This window comes from Gottschalkia purinilytica (assembly GCF_001190785.1).
GTDB classification, from domain to species: Bacteria; Bacillota; Clostridia; order Tissierellales; family Gottschalkiaceae; genus Gottschalkia_A; species Gottschalkia_A purinilytica.
This window is the reverse complement of sequence record NZ_LGSS01000001.1, coordinates 31,259-45,968: the sequence shown is the minus strand read 5'-3', so window position 1 is coordinate 45,968 and position 14,710 is coordinate 31,259. Positions and strand designations below refer to the sequence as shown.

Below are 14,710 nucleotides of genomic sequence, written 5' to 3'. Positions count from 1 at the left end.
TAAATAAAGTCAAGTAACAATTGTTACTTGACTTTATTTTGATTCATTTAAACTAAGATCTTTTTTTCCACTTTTTAATAAGCCCGGTGCATAGTTATAAATTACCCAATAAGCAAGTCCTACAAAAAATATACCACCTATTAAGTTGCCTATAGTAACAGGTATTAAGTTACTTATAGCACTTGATATATTAACATGAGAAAGTTTTTCTTGAGTAAGCTTAGATACTGATATAATATCTGAATTCGTTTTAGCTAACATTCCTATTGAAAAATAGTACATATTTGCAACACTATGTTCAAACCCTGAAATAATAAACGCCATTATAGGAAACCAAGTTATTAGAACTTTACCAGCTATATCTTTAGCAGCATAAGATCCCCAAACGGCTAAGCAAACTAAAAAGTTACAGAGTATACCACTAAATAATGCACTTGAGAAGCTAAGACTTCCTTTAGTTGCTGCAACTTTTAAGGCATAAGCCCCTAGTAAATTTTCATTACCACTTAACAAACCAGCTTTGAATATCATAAAAGCTATAATTATTGCACCTAAAAGGTTTGAAAAATATACTATTATAAGATTTTTTAAGAACTGTGATGCTGTTATTTTTCTTTCTGTAAAAGCAACAATAAGAAGGTTATTACCTGTAAAAAGTTCAGCTCCACATATGAGAACAAGTATCAATCCTACCGGGAAAACTGCACCCGCAACAAGTTTTGATAGTCCATAGTTTGCAATACTATGTGATGAAACAGATGCAGCGAATCCACCCATAGCTATAAATGCACCGGCAAGAATGCCAGATATACATGTTTGAATAAAGTGGGATTTAGCTCCTTTTTTAACACCAATATTAACAGTTTCTTGGCAAACTTCTGCTGGTGTAAGCATTTTTTTATCCATCAATTGACCCCCTTATAATCTATTTTTATATTCATACCCAAAAAATTTAAGTATAAAGTATACAATGAACAGTTTCAATTCGTCCAAATTAAGTTATATATTATTTACTTTACAATGTCAAGATGATAAGTACACTGTGTTAACTAGAAATGAGTTTATTTTGTTACAAATTTACGGATAATTGTCTATAATCACAAAAAAACTAGCTATGTCGTTAAATAATAATATCTTAACTTTTTTAAAACGTAACAAGTGATACTTAAATAGCCAATTTTATATATAAAAGAACTTAATAAATAATTTTCAAAAATTATAAATAAGAGTATAATAGGGTATAATTAAGATAAAATATATTAACTTTATTATTTCAAGTAGGTCTATATGAATTAACAAATGGGTTATAATAAATTAAAAAAAATAAAAAATAATTGAATGTTGACAAAACTAGTAGGGTATAATATACTTATTACATAATACCAAGTGAAACAGTTGGAATTGAGAGAGGTGATTAAATGAGATTATCTACTAAAGGAAGATATGGTCTTAAAGCTATGTTTGAGTTATCTTTACACTATGGAGAAGGTCCTGTTCCATTAAAGAATATAGCAGATAGCCAAGGTATATCTGAGCATTATCTTGAACAATTAATAGCTGTTCTTAAGAAAAATGGATTAGTTAATAGTGTGAGAGGAGCACAAGGGGGATATATGCTTGTAGATCCACCTAATAAAATTACTGTTGGAGCTGTTATAAGAACTTTAGAGGGAGATATTGCTCCAGTTGATTGTGCTGTAGACAATAATCCTAATAAATGTGATAAAGAATCTATATGTGTTACTAAAACTGTATGGGTAAAAATTAGAGATAGTATTAATAGTGTTATTGATTCTATAACACTTCAAGATATGATAGATGATTATATAAAGATGAATAGTAACAATGAATATATGTACTATATATAGAGGATGATTTAACTGTTTGATAGTGATTACTTCAGGAGGAGATAAAAGATGACAAGACAAATTTATATGGATAATGCTGCAACTACTCCTATAAAAAAAGAAGTTCTAGATGCTATGATGCCCTATTTTACAGAGAAATTTGGAAATGCATCTAGTGTATACAGAGTAGGTAGAGAATCCAAGAAAGCTTTAGATGAATCCAGAGAAAAAGTAGCTAAATCCATTGGGGCTAAACCTAAAGAGATATATTTTACAGGTGGTGGATCAGAGGCTGACAACTGGGCCATAAAAGGGGTAGCTTTTGCCAATAGAAATAAAGGTAACCATATTATAACTTCTAAAATAGAACATCCTGCTGTACTTAATACTTGTGAATATCTAGAAAAAGAAGGGTTTGAAGTGACATATTTAGATGTAGATGAATATGGACTAATAAATCTAGATGAATTGAAAAATAGTATTAAAGATGAGACTATACTCATTACTATAATGTTTGCTAATAATGAGATTGGAACTATTCAACCTGTTAAAGAAATAGGTGAAATAGCTCATCAAAAAGGTATATATTTTCACACAGATGCTGTTCAAGCAATAGGTAATGTTGCTATTAATGTTGAAGAACTGAACATAGATATGTTGTCACTATCGGCTCATAAAATATATGGACCTAAAGGTGTAGGAGCTTTATATATAAGACAAGGAGTAAAAGTACATCCATATATGCATGGAGGAGCTCAGGAAAAAAGTAGAAGAGCTGGTACAGAAAATATACCAGGGATTGTTGGACTAGGAAAAGCAATAGAGCTAGCAACAAACAATTTAGAAGAGCATAATTCAAAGTTATTAAAATTAAGAAATAAATTAATTAATGATGTTATGTCAAAAATAGATTACGTTAGATTAAATGGTCATCCAGAGAAGAGACTACCTGGTAATGTTAACTTTTCTTTTGAGTTCATAGAAGGAGAGGCATTATTATTGAGTCTTGATATGGTAGGAATAGCAGGCTCAAGTGGATCAGCTTGTAGTTCTGGTTCACTAGATCCATCACATGTGCTAATGGCAATTGGATTACCTCATGAAATTGCACATGGATCACTTAGATTATCTTTAGGAGATTTTAATAACGAAGAAGATATAGATTATGTTGTAGAAAACTTGGGTATCATAGTAAATAGATTAAGACAAATGTCACCATTATACGAAAAAGTTAGGGGGAACGCTTAAATGTATTCAGAAAAAGTTATGGATCATTTCTCAAACCCAAGAAATGTTGGAGAAATTCAAAATGCAGATGGTGTTGGAGAAGTAGGGAATGCAAAATGTGGAGATATAATGAAAATGTATTTAAAAATAGATGATGGAATTATTACAGATGTTAAATTCAAAACTTTTGGATGTGGCTCAGCTATTGCTTCATCAAGTATGGCAACTGAATTGGTAAAAGGAAAGACAATAGATGAAGCTTTAGGAATAACTAACAAGGCTGTGGCTGAAGCATTAGATGGATTACCACCCGTAAAAATGCATTGTTCTGTTTTAGCTGAACAAGCTATAAAATCAGCATTACTTGACTATTCAAAGAAAAATGGCATACAGATAAAAGGGTTAGAAAATTTTGATCCAAATGAAGATGCACATGATCATGGAGACCACGAATAACAATAAGAAGCTACTGTTTTTAACAGTAGTTTTTTTATGATATAATTGGATTTTAATAAATAATATATGAATTGAGTATACTATTTTTATAGGGGTGAAAAGATGGATAAGAAAAAAGTTGTAGTAGGAATGAGTGGAGGAGTCGATAGCTCTGTTACAGCTTATTTATTGAAAAGTCAAGGATACGATGTTATCGGAGTAACCATGCAGATTTGGCAAGATAAAGATCCAGATGTTTTAGAAAAAGAAGGTGGATGTTGTTCTCTTTCAGCAGTAGAAGATGCTAGAATGGTGGCTGACAAAATTGGCATTCCATTTTATGTTATGAATTTTAAAGATATTTTTAAAAAGACAGTTATAGATTATTTTATAAAAGAATATGGAATTGGAAGAACTCCAAATCCTTGTATAGCTTGTAATAGATATGTAAAATTTGAGGAACTTTTAAAAAGAGCAAATTTATTAGATGCATATTATGTGGCAACGGGTCACTATGCTAAAATTTTATATAATGAAGAAAAACAAAGATATATTTTAAAAAAATCTAATGCAATAGAAAAAGATCAAACATATGCACTATATAATCTGACTCAAGATCAGCTTAAACATACTTTAATGCCTCTTGGAGACTATAACAATAAGGAAGAGATAAGGGATATAGCTAGGGAACTAGGATTAATAGTTTCTGAAAAACCTGATAGTCAAGAGATATGTTTTGTGCCAGATAACGACTATGGAAAATTTATAAATGAACATGCAGATTATAAAATTGATGAGGGATACTTTGTGGATAATAAAGGAAATATTTTAGGAAAACACAAAGGAATAACAAGATATACTATAGGGCAAAGAAAAGGACTAGGACTTTCTCTAGGAAAACCTGCTTATGTTACAGATATAAATACATCATCAAATACAGTTGTAATAGGAGATGAAAGTGAAGTTTTTGGAACAGAGCTTATTGCTGATGATATAAATCTTATAGCTATTGATAAAATCAAAGAACCAATAAAAGTAAAAGCCAAAATAAGATATTCAGCTAAAGAAACTTTAGCTACAGTATATCCTTTAGCAGATAGTAAAGTTAAGGTTGTTTTCGAAAAACCTGTAAGAGCAATAACACCAGGACAAGCTATTGTATTTTACGAAGAGGATATAGTTGTTGGTGGAGGAACTATATCAAAAAAAATTAAATAATATTCTATACTATTTTGAGACATAATAATACTACTACTTTGTTTAAAGAGAGGTTATAAATATGATTAAGCAAAGTGAAATTATAGGACTTCCTGTATTAAGTAAAAATGGTGAAAAAGTAGGTTTGGTAAGAGAAGTTATATACTCTAAAAAAAGATTTAGAGTATTAGGATTATTGATAAGTGATAAAAGTATATTTAAAGATGCAGAAATAATAAAATTTTGTTCAATAAAATCTATAGGAAAAGATGCTGTTTTCGTAGAGGATTGCAAAGTAGTAGAAAAATCGAGTTCTGATATAGAAATAAGCAGTATAATTATGAGTGATAACAAATCAATAATAGAAGAAGAAGTTTTAACAGAAGATGGAGAAAGTTTAGGACATATAAAAGATATACTATTAGATGAAAATAAAGGTAAAATTATGGGATTTATATTAACAGATGGATTTATAGATGATATAAAAGACGGAAGAAATGTCCTTCCAAATGACTTAGGAATAACTTTTGGAGAAGATGTGTTAATAGTTAATGATGAATTAAAAGATAAATTTTACAAATATAAGAATGAATACAAAAAGTTACTAGAATTACTTTGATAAAATATCACAAACTAATAATATACCAAAACCTAATTAAAGAGGTGAAAAGAATGAATGGAAGATTCTTATCAGGTATTATTACAGGTAGTATTATTGGAGCTACAGCTGGTATGGTAGCAGTATCTAGAATGAGTCCTAGACAAAGAAAGAAAGCTATGAAAGCAAGTAAAAAAATGATGTATAATGTTTTGGATAACATAGGTATATTCTAAATAAGGCAGTTTTAACTGCCTTATTAATACATAAGTTGGGGAGTAAATATGAGTTATATATTTAATATATCAAAATTTTTACAAACAATATTTATAACGATACTACTTGGACTAGGAATATATTATTTTATCAATATTGGAAATAGATATGTACAAGCCGATAAAAGATTTATAATTAATAAAAGAAACATATTAACTACTTTGATGATTATTATTGTTTTGATAACTATATATGCAGTTCTTAAGAGCGATGGTACCATAAAGGAATTATTACTTATGATATTTTATTCAATTATACTTGCTTACTTACTTAATCCTATAGTAAATTTTTTAGAAAGAAGAAAAATAAAAAGAGGGCTAGGAACTTTAATAGTATATTTAGTATTAGTATTGATACTGGTATTACTTACTTTTTCCATAGTACCTAAAATTTCTAGTGAGTTTGAAAAACTGATAAAATTATTACCACAGTATTTTAATAAAATTTATGACTTTTCTGACCATTTATACGATAAGTATTATAAACATATAGAAAATTTACCATCAGAGTTTAAAGCTTTCAACGACGTTATTTCAGAAAACTTAGAAAAAATTCAGGGTATGGTTTTAATGTCCTTTAAAGGAATAATGGGCTCAATTATAAAGTCATTTTCTAAGGTACTTAATTTTATAATAATTCCTATATTAACATTCTATTTTTTAAAAGATAAAGATCTATTTAAAAAGAAAGCTTGTTTAGCTATACCTAAGAAATATAGGAGGGAAGTTATTAGAGTTAGTAGAGAAATAGACATGATTCTAAGTAAATTTATTAGAGGACAACTTATAGTAGCTACTTTTGTTGGTATAGCTACAACTATAATGCTTTTAATATTAGGTATAGATTTTGCCATAATAATAGGTATAATAGCAGGAGTGTTTGATATAATTCCATATGTTGGACCTATCATAGGTGTTATTCCGGCTATTATATTTGCACTGCTGAAATCTCCTATTAGAGCATTGTGGGTTTTAATAATGTTTATAGTAATTCAGCAATTAGAGAGTAATGTATTATCACCTAAGATAGTAGGTGAAAGTGTAGGATTACATCCAGTCGTTGTTTTGCTATCATTATTAATAGGAGGAAGTTATTTTGGAATTTTAGGAATGTTATTAGCAGTTCCGGTAACTGCTATTTTAAGAATATTTATGAATGTTATAGTAGATAAAATGTCTAAGGCACAGAAATATTGACAAAAGAAAATGTTTTATTTATAATCCTAATTATAAACATGATTAATAATAAATAATTATATATATTTTAGAGACAGTGATAGGGAGTAGTAAATATATGAAGTCTTATAGAGAGAATACTCTTGGCTGGAAAGTATTTAGACTAATATATTGAAGCAACCCTTAAGTTAAAACCTTGAATCTATTAGAGTAGAGGTTTTCGGTTATAACCGTTATTTTGGTAAAGAGACTATTGTAGTAAATAGGGTGGTACCGCGGGTAAACTCGTCCCTAAGTTTTGGGAGGAGTTTTTTTATTTGCAAAAAAAGAAAGGAGAATACATAAAATATGAAAAAAATGAGTTTACACAATATAAGAAAAGAATTTCTTGACTTTTTTAAAGAAAAAGAACATTTAGTTGAAAAAAGTTATCCACTAGTGCCTAAGAATGACAAGAGTTTACTTTTGGTAAATGCTGGTATGGCACCTCTTAAAGCTTATTTTTTAGGAACGGAAGAACCTCCTAGGAGAAGAATGGCAACTTGTCAAAAATGTGTTAGAACTGGAGATATAGATAATGTAGGTAAGACTGCTAGACATGGTACATTTTTTGAGATGTTAGGAAACTTCTCATTTGGAGACTATTTTAAGAAAGAAGCTATAAATTGGGCTTGGGAGTTTATGACTGAAAGACTTGAAATACCTGTTGAAAGATTATGGGTATCTGTATACTTAGATGATGATGAGGCATATGAAATATGGAACAAAGAAATAGGAGTAAGTGAAGATAGAATAGTTAAGTTAGGAAAGGAAGATAATTTTTGGGAGCTAGAGGTAGGACCTTGTGGTCCATGCTCAGAGATATATATAGATAGAGGAGAAAAATACGGTTGTGATAATAAAGATTGTAAGCCAGGATGTGACTGCGATAGATATGTAGAGGTTTGGAATTTAGTATTTTCTCAATATGATAAGGATGAAAAAGGAAATTATAATCTACTTACTAAGCCTAATATAGATACAGGAATGGGATTGGAAAGAATAACAACTATAATACAAGAAGCAGATAATATATTTGAAATAGACAGTATGAAGTCAATAATAAATGAAATAGAGAAAGAAAGTGGAAAAAAATATGGTAGCTCAAAAAAAGATGATATGTCATTTAGGGTAATCACAGATCATATCAGAGCAATGACATTCTTAGTAGGAGACGGAGTTATTCCAAGTAATGAAGGTAGAGGATATGTATTAAGAAGGCTTATAAGAAGAGCTTCAAGACATGGAAAGCTTTTAGGAATAAAAGAAGATTTTTTAAATAGACTTTCATCTAAAATAATAGATTCATGGGGAGAAACTTATGTAGAGCTGAGAGAAAGAGAAAGTCAAATTAAGAAAGTAATAAAAGTAGAAGAAGACAAATTCCAAGAAACTATAGAGCAAGGAATTAATATATTAAATGAATATGTAGAAATTATAAAAAATGAAGGAAAAAATATATTAGATGGAAAAAGAGCTTTTAAACTTTACGATACTTATGGATTTCCTATTGATTTAACTAAGGAAATATTAGAAGAGTATGATATGAACATAGATGAAGATGGATTTAACTCTGAAATGCAAAAGCAAAGAGAAAGAGCTAGAAAAGCTAGAGAAGAAGGAGATAATCAAGCTTGGGATACAGATGATATAGGTCTAGAAGATAATAATTTGAAAACTATATTTGAAGGATATAAAAACTTTACTTCGAATTCTAAAGTAATAGGTATAGTGAAAAGTGACAAAGGTATTGTAGATAGTTTAAAAGAAGGAGAAAACGGAATAATTCTTCTAGATAAAACTCCATTTTATGCTGAAAGTGGAGGACAAGTAGGAGACACAGGTATATTAAAAGGAGAAAATATACTTATAAAAGTTAATGATACTAAAAAAGGTAAAGGAGGAAAAATACTTCACTTTGTAGAAGTTATTAAAGGAGAAGTATATAACGAGGTCGAATTATATGCAGAAATAGATGAAAATAAAAGAAATGATACTGCAAGAAATCATTCAGTAACTCATTTACTTCATCAAGCATTAAAAGATGTTTTAGGAGATCATGTTAGCCAAGCTGGATCTCTAGTGCTTCCAGATAGATTAAGATTTGACTTTACTCACTTTGAAGGAGTATCAAAAGATCAATTAGACCAAATAGAGAAGATAGTTAATTTTAAAATCTTAGAAGGATTAGATGTTAGTATAATAGAAACAAGCTTAGAAGATGCTAGAGCTATGGGAGCTCAAGCCTTATTTGATGAAAAATATGGTGATGTAGTAAGAGTAGTTAAAATAGGTGATTACAGTAAAGAACTTTGTGGAGGTACACATATAGGAAATTCAAGTCAAATAGGTTTATTTAAAATAATAAACGAAACTGGAATTGCTTCTGGGGTTAGGAGAATAGAGGCTATGACTGGTAAAAAAGCATATGATCATATAAAAGGTATAGAGGATCAAGTTGAAAAAATAGCTGATTTATTAAAAGCTAACAAAAAGGATATAATAAATAAAGTACAATCCATGAACGAAGAAGTGAAAAACCTAGAAAAAGAATTAGATAGACTGAAATCTCAGTTGGCTTTATCTAAAGTAAATGATATAATTGGTGATGTTAAAAGCATAAACGGTATAAATTTAGTTTGTAAGAGAATAGATGGAATGGATACTAATGGATTAAGGCAATTAGGAGATACAATAAAGGATAAATTGGAATCAGTACTAATAGTATTAGCTTCTGTTAAAGATGATAAAGTTATGTTAGTATCAATGGCTACAAAAGATTTAATTGATAAAGGTATTCATGCAGGCAATATTATAAGAGAAGTCGCAAAAGTTACTGGTGGTGGCGGTGGCGGTCGTCCTGATATGGCACAAGCCGGAGGAAAAGATCCTAATAAAGTGGATGATGCACTTAAGATAGTACCGTCTCTTGTTGAATCACAAATGAAATAAATGTTTTACCCAGTAGATATAATTTTATTTACTGGGTAAATATATAGAAAACAATAAAAAATGACTTGGAGGTATCTTTATGAAAGATCTTAATCAAACTATGAAATTTAGTGTAGAAAATGATAACGCTAGTAAGGCTGAAGAAATAATTACAAATGTTTATAAATCACTAGAAGAAAAAGGATACAATCCAATAAATCAATTAATAGGATACATCCTATCAGGAGATCCAACATATATAACTAGTCATAACAATGCTAGAACTCTTATAAGAAAATTAGAGAGAGATGAATTATTAGAAGAGATATTAAAAAAATATCTAAAAAAATAATAATTTAGGAGAGACTAATGGTAGATAATAAAATTGTAAAAAAATTTACGGTAATATTTGCGGTATTTTTATTTATTATATCTGTTGGATCTAACTCTTATTCTCAAAAGGATAGTTCTAGAAAAGTATATATGGTTGTCGCAAATAAACTTTCTTTACAAGATTTGCAGTACATGAATAACTTAAAGTCTATAATAAACTCAGGAAATATAGGACTCATGAACACTAAGGGGTCTATAGGTTACAAGGGAGCAGAAAGCTATCTTACAATAAATTCATCTTCTAGAGCTTATGCTAGTGATGATATGGCTAGAGCTTATAATCTTACTAAGGAAAATCGTTCTTTACATGAAACTAGAGTAGGAACTATGGATAAAAAGTATGAGGTAGGAAATATTGATATAAATAGAATAATTTTCGCTAATGCAGAAAGACAATATGATACTTATATAGGAGCTTTGGGAGATAGTTTACATTCAAAAGGACTTAAAACTGCTATATTTGGTAATTCTGATACTGATGAAGAAAAAATAAGATTAGGTAGCCTTATCCCTATGGATAGTAAGGGGCTAATTGATTACGGAAATGTTGATGACATACTAGTTAAAGATAACTCTTATCCTTACGGAGTTAGACTAGATTACAAAAAGATATTACAAGGTATAAACAATATAAAAGAAGATACATCTTTATTCGTTATAGATACTGGTGATTTAGATAGACTAAATTCATACAGTTTGTATCTAAATGATGAAATGTTTATGAAGCATAGAGAAAATATTTTAAAAGAATTAGATGATTTTTTAGGAAAATTAATTAATAACATAGATAAAGATTCTATACTTATGATAGTTAGCCCTAGTGAGGGAGAAGAAAGAATAGATGAAAGCAAATTAGCACCAGTTATAATGTATGAAAAGGATAAGCAAAAAGGTGGTATATTAACGTCAGGAACGACTAGAAGGAATGGCATAATTGCAAATTTAGATTTAGCACCAACTATAGCTAATTATTTAGGAACTCCTATTAACAGTTTTATGGGACATAATATTAATTCATCTAGTGTTGAAAATAATTTAGAGTTTGTAAATAAACTAAATGAAAAGACAAACTTTGTTTCAAATGCTAGATCACCTTTTTTAACGATCTATAGTGTCATTACTATTATATTTTTAATAGTGTCATGTTTACTTATTTATTTTGACAGAATTATGAATGACAAAATAAGGTCAGTTTTGAAATATGCTACTCTATTTATAATGTCTATGCCATTGGTATTTCTGACAATATCTTTAATAAATATAAAAAACATGGTTGTATTTGCTATTATAGCTTTAGTGATGGCGTTAATCTTACTTTTTATACTTAGTTTAATTAAAGATAAGTATAAATTACTTTTTATACTATTACTAACTTTTTTAGTATTATCTATGGATATAATTACGGGTAGTAATATGACTACTTTTTCAATACTTGGGTATAATCCGATAATAGGAGCTAGATACTTTGGTATAGGAAATGAACTAACAGGTGTTTTAATGCCTACAATGTTGCTAGCTACATCGTTGCTATTAGATAATCCTAAAATTAAAAAGTATATGCTGGTACTTCTACCTGTGTCTATAATCATAGTTGCACATCCAAATTTAGGAGCTAATGTTGGTGGAACTATATCAGTATTATTTGCTTCAATGATATATGTTCTTTTGATGATTGGAATAAAAATAGACTTAAAGAAAATGCTTGGTATTTGTTTTGGTATTGTAGGATGTATTTTCATATTAGGAATATTAGATATATATATAAATCCTAATCCTACTCATCTAGGAAGAATGTTTTTAATGATATCTCAAAGAGGTTCAATGTTTATGACTGATATCATAGTAAGAAAGCTACAAATGAATATTAAGTTAATGGGAAATTCTATATGGGGAAAAGTATTATGCGTAAATATAATTGCTATGACTACATTAATGATTATTTCCAAGGAAAAATTAAAAAGAATTTTTGAAAAGTACAAATATCTATTTATAGGAATAGTCAGTTCAATAATAGGAAGCATTGTAGGATTATTAGTAAATGATTCAGGTGTTTTATTATCAGCAATTTCTAGTATATTTATTACAGGAACAATTATATATAGCATATTAGTCAATGTAGAAAGAGTATAGAATAGGAAGTGGACATATGGAATATACATTGCTAGGAAAAACTGGTATAAAAGTATCCAAACTTTGTTTTGGATCATTAACTATGGGACCTTTACAAGCTAATTTATCAATAAATGAAGGTGCTAATCTTATAAAGTATGCTTTTGATAATGGAGTAAACTTTTTAGATACAGCTGAGATTTATGATAACTATTTATATATAAGGGAAGCTCTAAAAGATATACGAAGAGATGAGTTCGTTATAGCTACTAAGTCATATTCATATTCAAAAGAAACAGCCGAAAGAAGTTTAGCAAAGGCTCTTGAAGAAATTGGAACTGATTATATAGACTTATTCCTATTGCATGAGCAAGAAAGTGAACATACTATTAGAGGACACTATGAAGCTATAGAATATTTTTTAAAAGCAAAAGAAAAGGGTATAATAAGAGATATTGGAATATCTACACATAGGGTGGAAGGTGTAATAGCATTTAACAAGTATGATGAATTAAGTGTAATACATCCAATAATAAATAAAATAGGTATTGGAATACAAGATGGAAATGTTGAAGATATGTTAGATGCTATAGAGAAATCACATAAATTAGGAAAAGGAATATATGGTATGAAGCCGCTAGGCGGTGGTCATCTTATAAAAAGTGTAGAGGAAGCATTTAATTTTGTTAGAGATATTCCTTACATTCATTCTATAGCTATAGGTATGCAGTCTCCAGAAGAAATTGATGCTAATATAAATTTAATAAACTATGGATATATTCCTAAAAATATAAAAGAAAAAATTATAAAAAAAGATAGAAAACTCCAGATTGCAGATTGGTGTATTGGATGTAAAGCATGTATGAATACTTGCAAACATGGTGGAATTGAAATGGTAGCTGATAAAGCTACACCAATTAAGGATAAGTGCGTATTATGCGGATATTGTGCACCAAAATGTCCAGAGTTTTGTATAAAGGTAATATAGCTAACTACGGAGGAAAGTATGAAACGGATAATGGGTCTAGATGTAGGAGATAAGACTATAGGAGTAGCTGTTTCTGATCTCTTAGGGATAACAGCACAAGGAGTAACTACTATAAGAAGAAAAGGAATAAAAAAAGATTTAGAAGATTTAGAAAGTATAATTAACGAGTATGAAGTTGAAGAGGTAGTTATAGGATTACCTAAAAACATGAATAATACCCTTGGACCTCAAGGTGAAAAAGTATTACAATTTGTAGAAAAATTTAAAAAAATATTTAATAAAAATATTGTTTTACAAGATGAGAGATTAACGACTGTATCGGCCGAAAAAATCCTTATAAATGCAGATGTTAGAAGAGATAAAAGAAAAAAAGTAATAGACAAATTAGCCGCTACATATATTTTACAAACTTATTTAGACAAATTAAGATAGAGGAGATATATATATGGATAACGAAAATAATATAATAAGCCTAATAGATGAAGAAGGTGTAGAGCAAGATTTTGAAGTTATAGCTACTTTTGATGTAGAGGAAAATGAATATGCTGTCTTGTATCCATTATCTGAAGAAGATGAAGAAGCATATATTTTAAAAGTAGAATATGATGAGAATGGAGAGTTAATACTAACTAACATAGAAGACAAAGATGAATTTGATGATGTTGTAGCTGCATATGAAGCTATTGTAGACGAAATCATATAATGATTAATATAGTTTAGTAAATTTAAGAAAAAGTTTTATTTATTGACTTTTGTATAGAATAATTGATAGACTATATTTAGAAAGCACAGAGCAGGTGGGATATATGGAAAAAGAAAAACTTTTGGAAAGTTTGAAAGATAAATTAAAGGAAAAAGGTTATAAACTGACAGTTCAAAGAAAAGCTATATTAGACGTGTTTTTAGAAAATCAAAGTGGACATTTGAGTCCAGAAGAAATATATGATAGCGTTAGAGACAAATATCCAGATATAGGATTGGCTACTGTTTATAGGACATTGCAACTTTTAGAACAATTAAATATTATATATAAACTTAATTTCGATGATGGGTGTAGTAGATACGAGTTGAATACTAGCTCTGAGGATCATCAACATCACCACCTTATATGTGTAGAATGTGGAACGGTGTTTGAAGTAAAATTAGATTTATTAGAAAACCTCGAGTTAGAAATAGAGAGAGAAGGGGAATTTAAAATAGTTGATCATAACGTAAAATTCTTTGGATACTGTAAAGATTGTCAAAATAAATCCCATTAATGGGATTTATTTTTTTGTTATATATATCTTTAAAATTAGACTATACTATAGACCTAGTATAAAAAAGTAATAGAAATAATCTATGTAAAAACTACTTTATGGATAAAATAACATTAAAGCTAATTTTCAACTAAATGTTGAGTGGAATTTAAATGAGATAAATATTAGTGAATGAATCCATATTGCAGATATACAAGAAAATATATCTAATTAAATGATATGCGTGGAATAATAGA

Annotated in this window: 15 protein-coding genes and 1 other annotated feature; of the genes, 14 read left to right on the top strand and 1 reads right to left on the bottom strand. The window is 28.9% G+C overall.

Annotation, left to right across the window (positions count from 1 at the left end):
- Positions 1-33: 33 nt before the first annotated feature.
- On the bottom strand, positions 34-906 hold the full coding sequence (locus CLPU_RS00270; protein WP_050353637.1) for a formate/nitrite transporter family protein: 873 nt from the start codon (positions 904-906) through the stop codon (positions 34-36).
- 512 nt (positions 907-1,418) lie between these two features.
- On the opposite strand from CLPU_RS00270, the gene CLPU_RS00265 reads away from it, so the two are divergent.
- The 14 genes from CLPU_RS00265 (at position 1,419) to CLPU_RS00205 (ending at position 14,474) form a co-directional block, all read left to right on the top strand.
- Positions 1,419-1,868, top strand: a complete 450-nt coding sequence (locus tag CLPU_RS00265; RefSeq protein ID WP_050353636.1) for an RrF2 family transcriptional regulator — start codon at positions 1,419-1,421, stop codon at positions 1,866-1,868.
- Positions 1,869-1,916: 48 nt separating this feature from the next.
- Positions 1,917-3,095: a cysteine desulfurase NifS gene (gene nifS, locus CLPU_RS00260; RefSeq protein ID WP_050353635.1), complete on the top strand. Its 1,179-nt coding sequence runs from the start codon at positions 1,917-1,919 to the stop codon at positions 3,093-3,095.
- A complete protein-coding gene (nifU, locus tag CLPU_RS00255) occupies positions 3,096-3,530 on the top strand; it encodes a Fe-S cluster assembly scaffold protein NifU (RefSeq protein WP_050353634.1) in 435 nt (144 codons plus the stop codon).
- A 102-nt stretch (positions 3,531-3,632) separates the two neighbouring features.
- Positions 3,633-4,727, top strand: a complete 1,095-nt coding sequence (mnmA, locus tag CLPU_RS00250; RefSeq protein ID WP_050353633.1) for a tRNA 2-thiouridine(34) synthase MnmA — start codon at positions 3,633-3,635, stop codon at positions 4,725-4,727.
- A 61-nt stretch (positions 4,728-4,788) separates the two neighbouring features.
- On the top strand, positions 4,789-5,325 hold the full coding sequence (locus CLPU_RS00245) for a PRC-barrel domain-containing protein (RefSeq protein ID WP_050353632.1): 537 nt from the start codon (positions 4,789-4,791) through the stop codon (positions 5,323-5,325).
- 53 nt (positions 5,326-5,378) lie between these two features.
- Positions 5,379-5,540, top strand: coding sequence for a hypothetical protein (locus CLPU_RS16850; protein ID WP_097677513.1), 162 nt, complete (start codon positions 5,379-5,381; stop codon positions 5,538-5,540).
- 48 nt (positions 5,541-5,588) lie between these two features.
- A complete protein-coding gene (locus tag CLPU_RS00240) occupies positions 5,589-6,776 on the top strand; it encodes an AI-2E family transporter (protein ID WP_050353631.1) in 1,188 nt (395 codons plus the stop codon).
- Positions 6,777-6,843: 67 nt separating this feature from the next.
- Positions 6,844-7,051 (top strand) — a binding site (T-box leader).
- Between the two features lie 52 nt (positions 7,052-7,103).
- On the top strand, positions 7,104-9,746 hold the full coding sequence (gene alaS / locus CLPU_RS00235; protein ID WP_050353630.1) for an alanine--tRNA ligase: 2,643 nt from the start codon (positions 7,104-7,106) through the stop codon (positions 9,744-9,746).
- A gap of 79 nt (positions 9,747-9,825) precedes the next feature.
- Positions 9,826-10,077: an IreB family regulatory phosphoprotein gene (locus CLPU_RS00230; RefSeq protein WP_050353629.1), complete on the top strand. Its 252-nt coding sequence runs from the start codon at positions 9,826-9,828 to the stop codon at positions 10,075-10,077.
- Positions 10,078-10,094: 17 nt separating this feature from the next.
- The gene (locus tag CLPU_RS00225) at positions 10,095-12,248 is read left to right on the top strand and encodes a hypothetical protein (protein ID WP_050353628.1); all 2,154 of its coding nucleotides are present in this window, start codon (positions 10,095-10,097) and stop codon (positions 12,246-12,248) included.
- 16 nt (positions 12,249-12,264) lie between these two features.
- Positions 12,265-13,215 carry an aldo/keto reductase gene (locus CLPU_RS00220; protein ID WP_050353627.1) on the top strand — a complete coding sequence of 317 codons (951 nt, stop codon included), beginning with the start codon at positions 12,265-12,267 and terminating at the stop codon, positions 13,213-13,215.
- Between the two features lie 18 nt (positions 13,216-13,233).
- Complete coding sequence (ruvX, locus tag CLPU_RS00215; RefSeq protein WP_050353626.1) at positions 13,234-13,647, top strand: Holliday junction resolvase RuvX; 414 nt, start codon at positions 13,234-13,236, stop codon at positions 13,645-13,647.
- A gap of 13 nt (positions 13,648-13,660) precedes the next feature.
- Entirely contained in the window at positions 13,661-13,918 is a 258-nt protein-coding gene (locus tag CLPU_RS00210; RefSeq protein ID WP_050353625.1) for a DUF1292 domain-containing protein, read from the top strand.
- A gap of 103 nt (positions 13,919-14,021) precedes the next feature.
- Positions 14,022-14,474: a Fur family transcriptional regulator gene (locus CLPU_RS00205; RefSeq protein WP_050353624.1), complete on the top strand. Its 453-nt coding sequence runs from the start codon at positions 14,022-14,024 to the stop codon at positions 14,472-14,474.
- The last annotated feature ends 236 nt before the right edge of the window (positions 14,475-14,710 follow it).

What these genes read in the sequence shown, in the direction of transcription:
- CLPU_RS00270 (WP_050353637.1), bottom strand. Translation starts at nt 906, where the DNA reads ATGGATAAAAAAATGCTTACACCAGCAGAAGTTTGCCAAGAAACTGTT.
- CLPU_RS00265 (WP_050353636.1), top strand. Translation starts at nt 1,419, where the DNA reads ATGAGATTATCTACTAAAGGAAGATATGGTCTTAAAGCTATGTTTGAG.
- nifS (WP_050353635.1), top strand. Translation starts at nt 1,917, where the DNA reads ATGACAAGACAAATTTATATGGATAATGCTGCAACTACTCCTATAAAA.
- nifU (WP_050353634.1), top strand. Translation starts at nt 3,096, where the DNA reads ATGTATTCAGAAAAAGTTATGGATCATTTCTCAAACCCAAGAAATGTT.
- mnmA (WP_050353633.1), top strand. Translation starts at nt 3,633, where the DNA reads ATGGATAAGAAAAAAGTTGTAGTAGGAATGAGTGGAGGAGTCGATAGC.
- CLPU_RS00245 (WP_050353632.1), top strand. Translation starts at nt 4,789, where the DNA reads ATGATTAAGCAAAGTGAAATTATAGGACTTCCTGTATTAAGTAAAAAT.
- CLPU_RS16850 (WP_097677513.1), top strand. Translation starts at nt 5,379, where the DNA reads ATGAATGGAAGATTCTTATCAGGTATTATTACAGGTAGTATTATTGGA.
- CLPU_RS00240 (WP_050353631.1), top strand. Translation starts at nt 5,589, where the DNA reads ATGAGTTATATATTTAATATATCAAAATTTTTACAAACAATATTTATA.
- alaS (WP_050353630.1), top strand. Translation starts at nt 7,104, where the DNA reads ATGAAAAAAATGAGTTTACACAATATAAGAAAAGAATTTCTTGACTTT.
- CLPU_RS00230 (WP_050353629.1), top strand. Translation starts at nt 9,826, where the DNA reads ATGAAAGATCTTAATCAAACTATGAAATTTAGTGTAGAAAATGATAAC.
- CLPU_RS00225 (WP_050353628.1), top strand. Translation starts at nt 10,095, where the DNA reads ATGGTAGATAATAAAATTGTAAAAAAATTTACGGTAATATTTGCGGTA.
- CLPU_RS00220 (WP_050353627.1), top strand. Translation starts at nt 12,265, where the DNA reads ATGGAATATACATTGCTAGGAAAAACTGGTATAAAAGTATCCAAACTT.
- ruvX (WP_050353626.1), top strand. Translation starts at nt 13,234, where the DNA reads ATGAAACGGATAATGGGTCTAGATGTAGGAGATAAGACTATAGGAGTA.
- CLPU_RS00210 (WP_050353625.1), top strand. Translation starts at nt 13,661, where the DNA reads ATGGATAACGAAAATAATATAATAAGCCTAATAGATGAAGAAGGTGTA.
- CLPU_RS00205 (WP_050353624.1), top strand. Translation starts at nt 14,022, where the DNA reads ATGGAAAAAGAAAAACTTTTGGAAAGTTTGAAAGATAAATTAAAGGAA.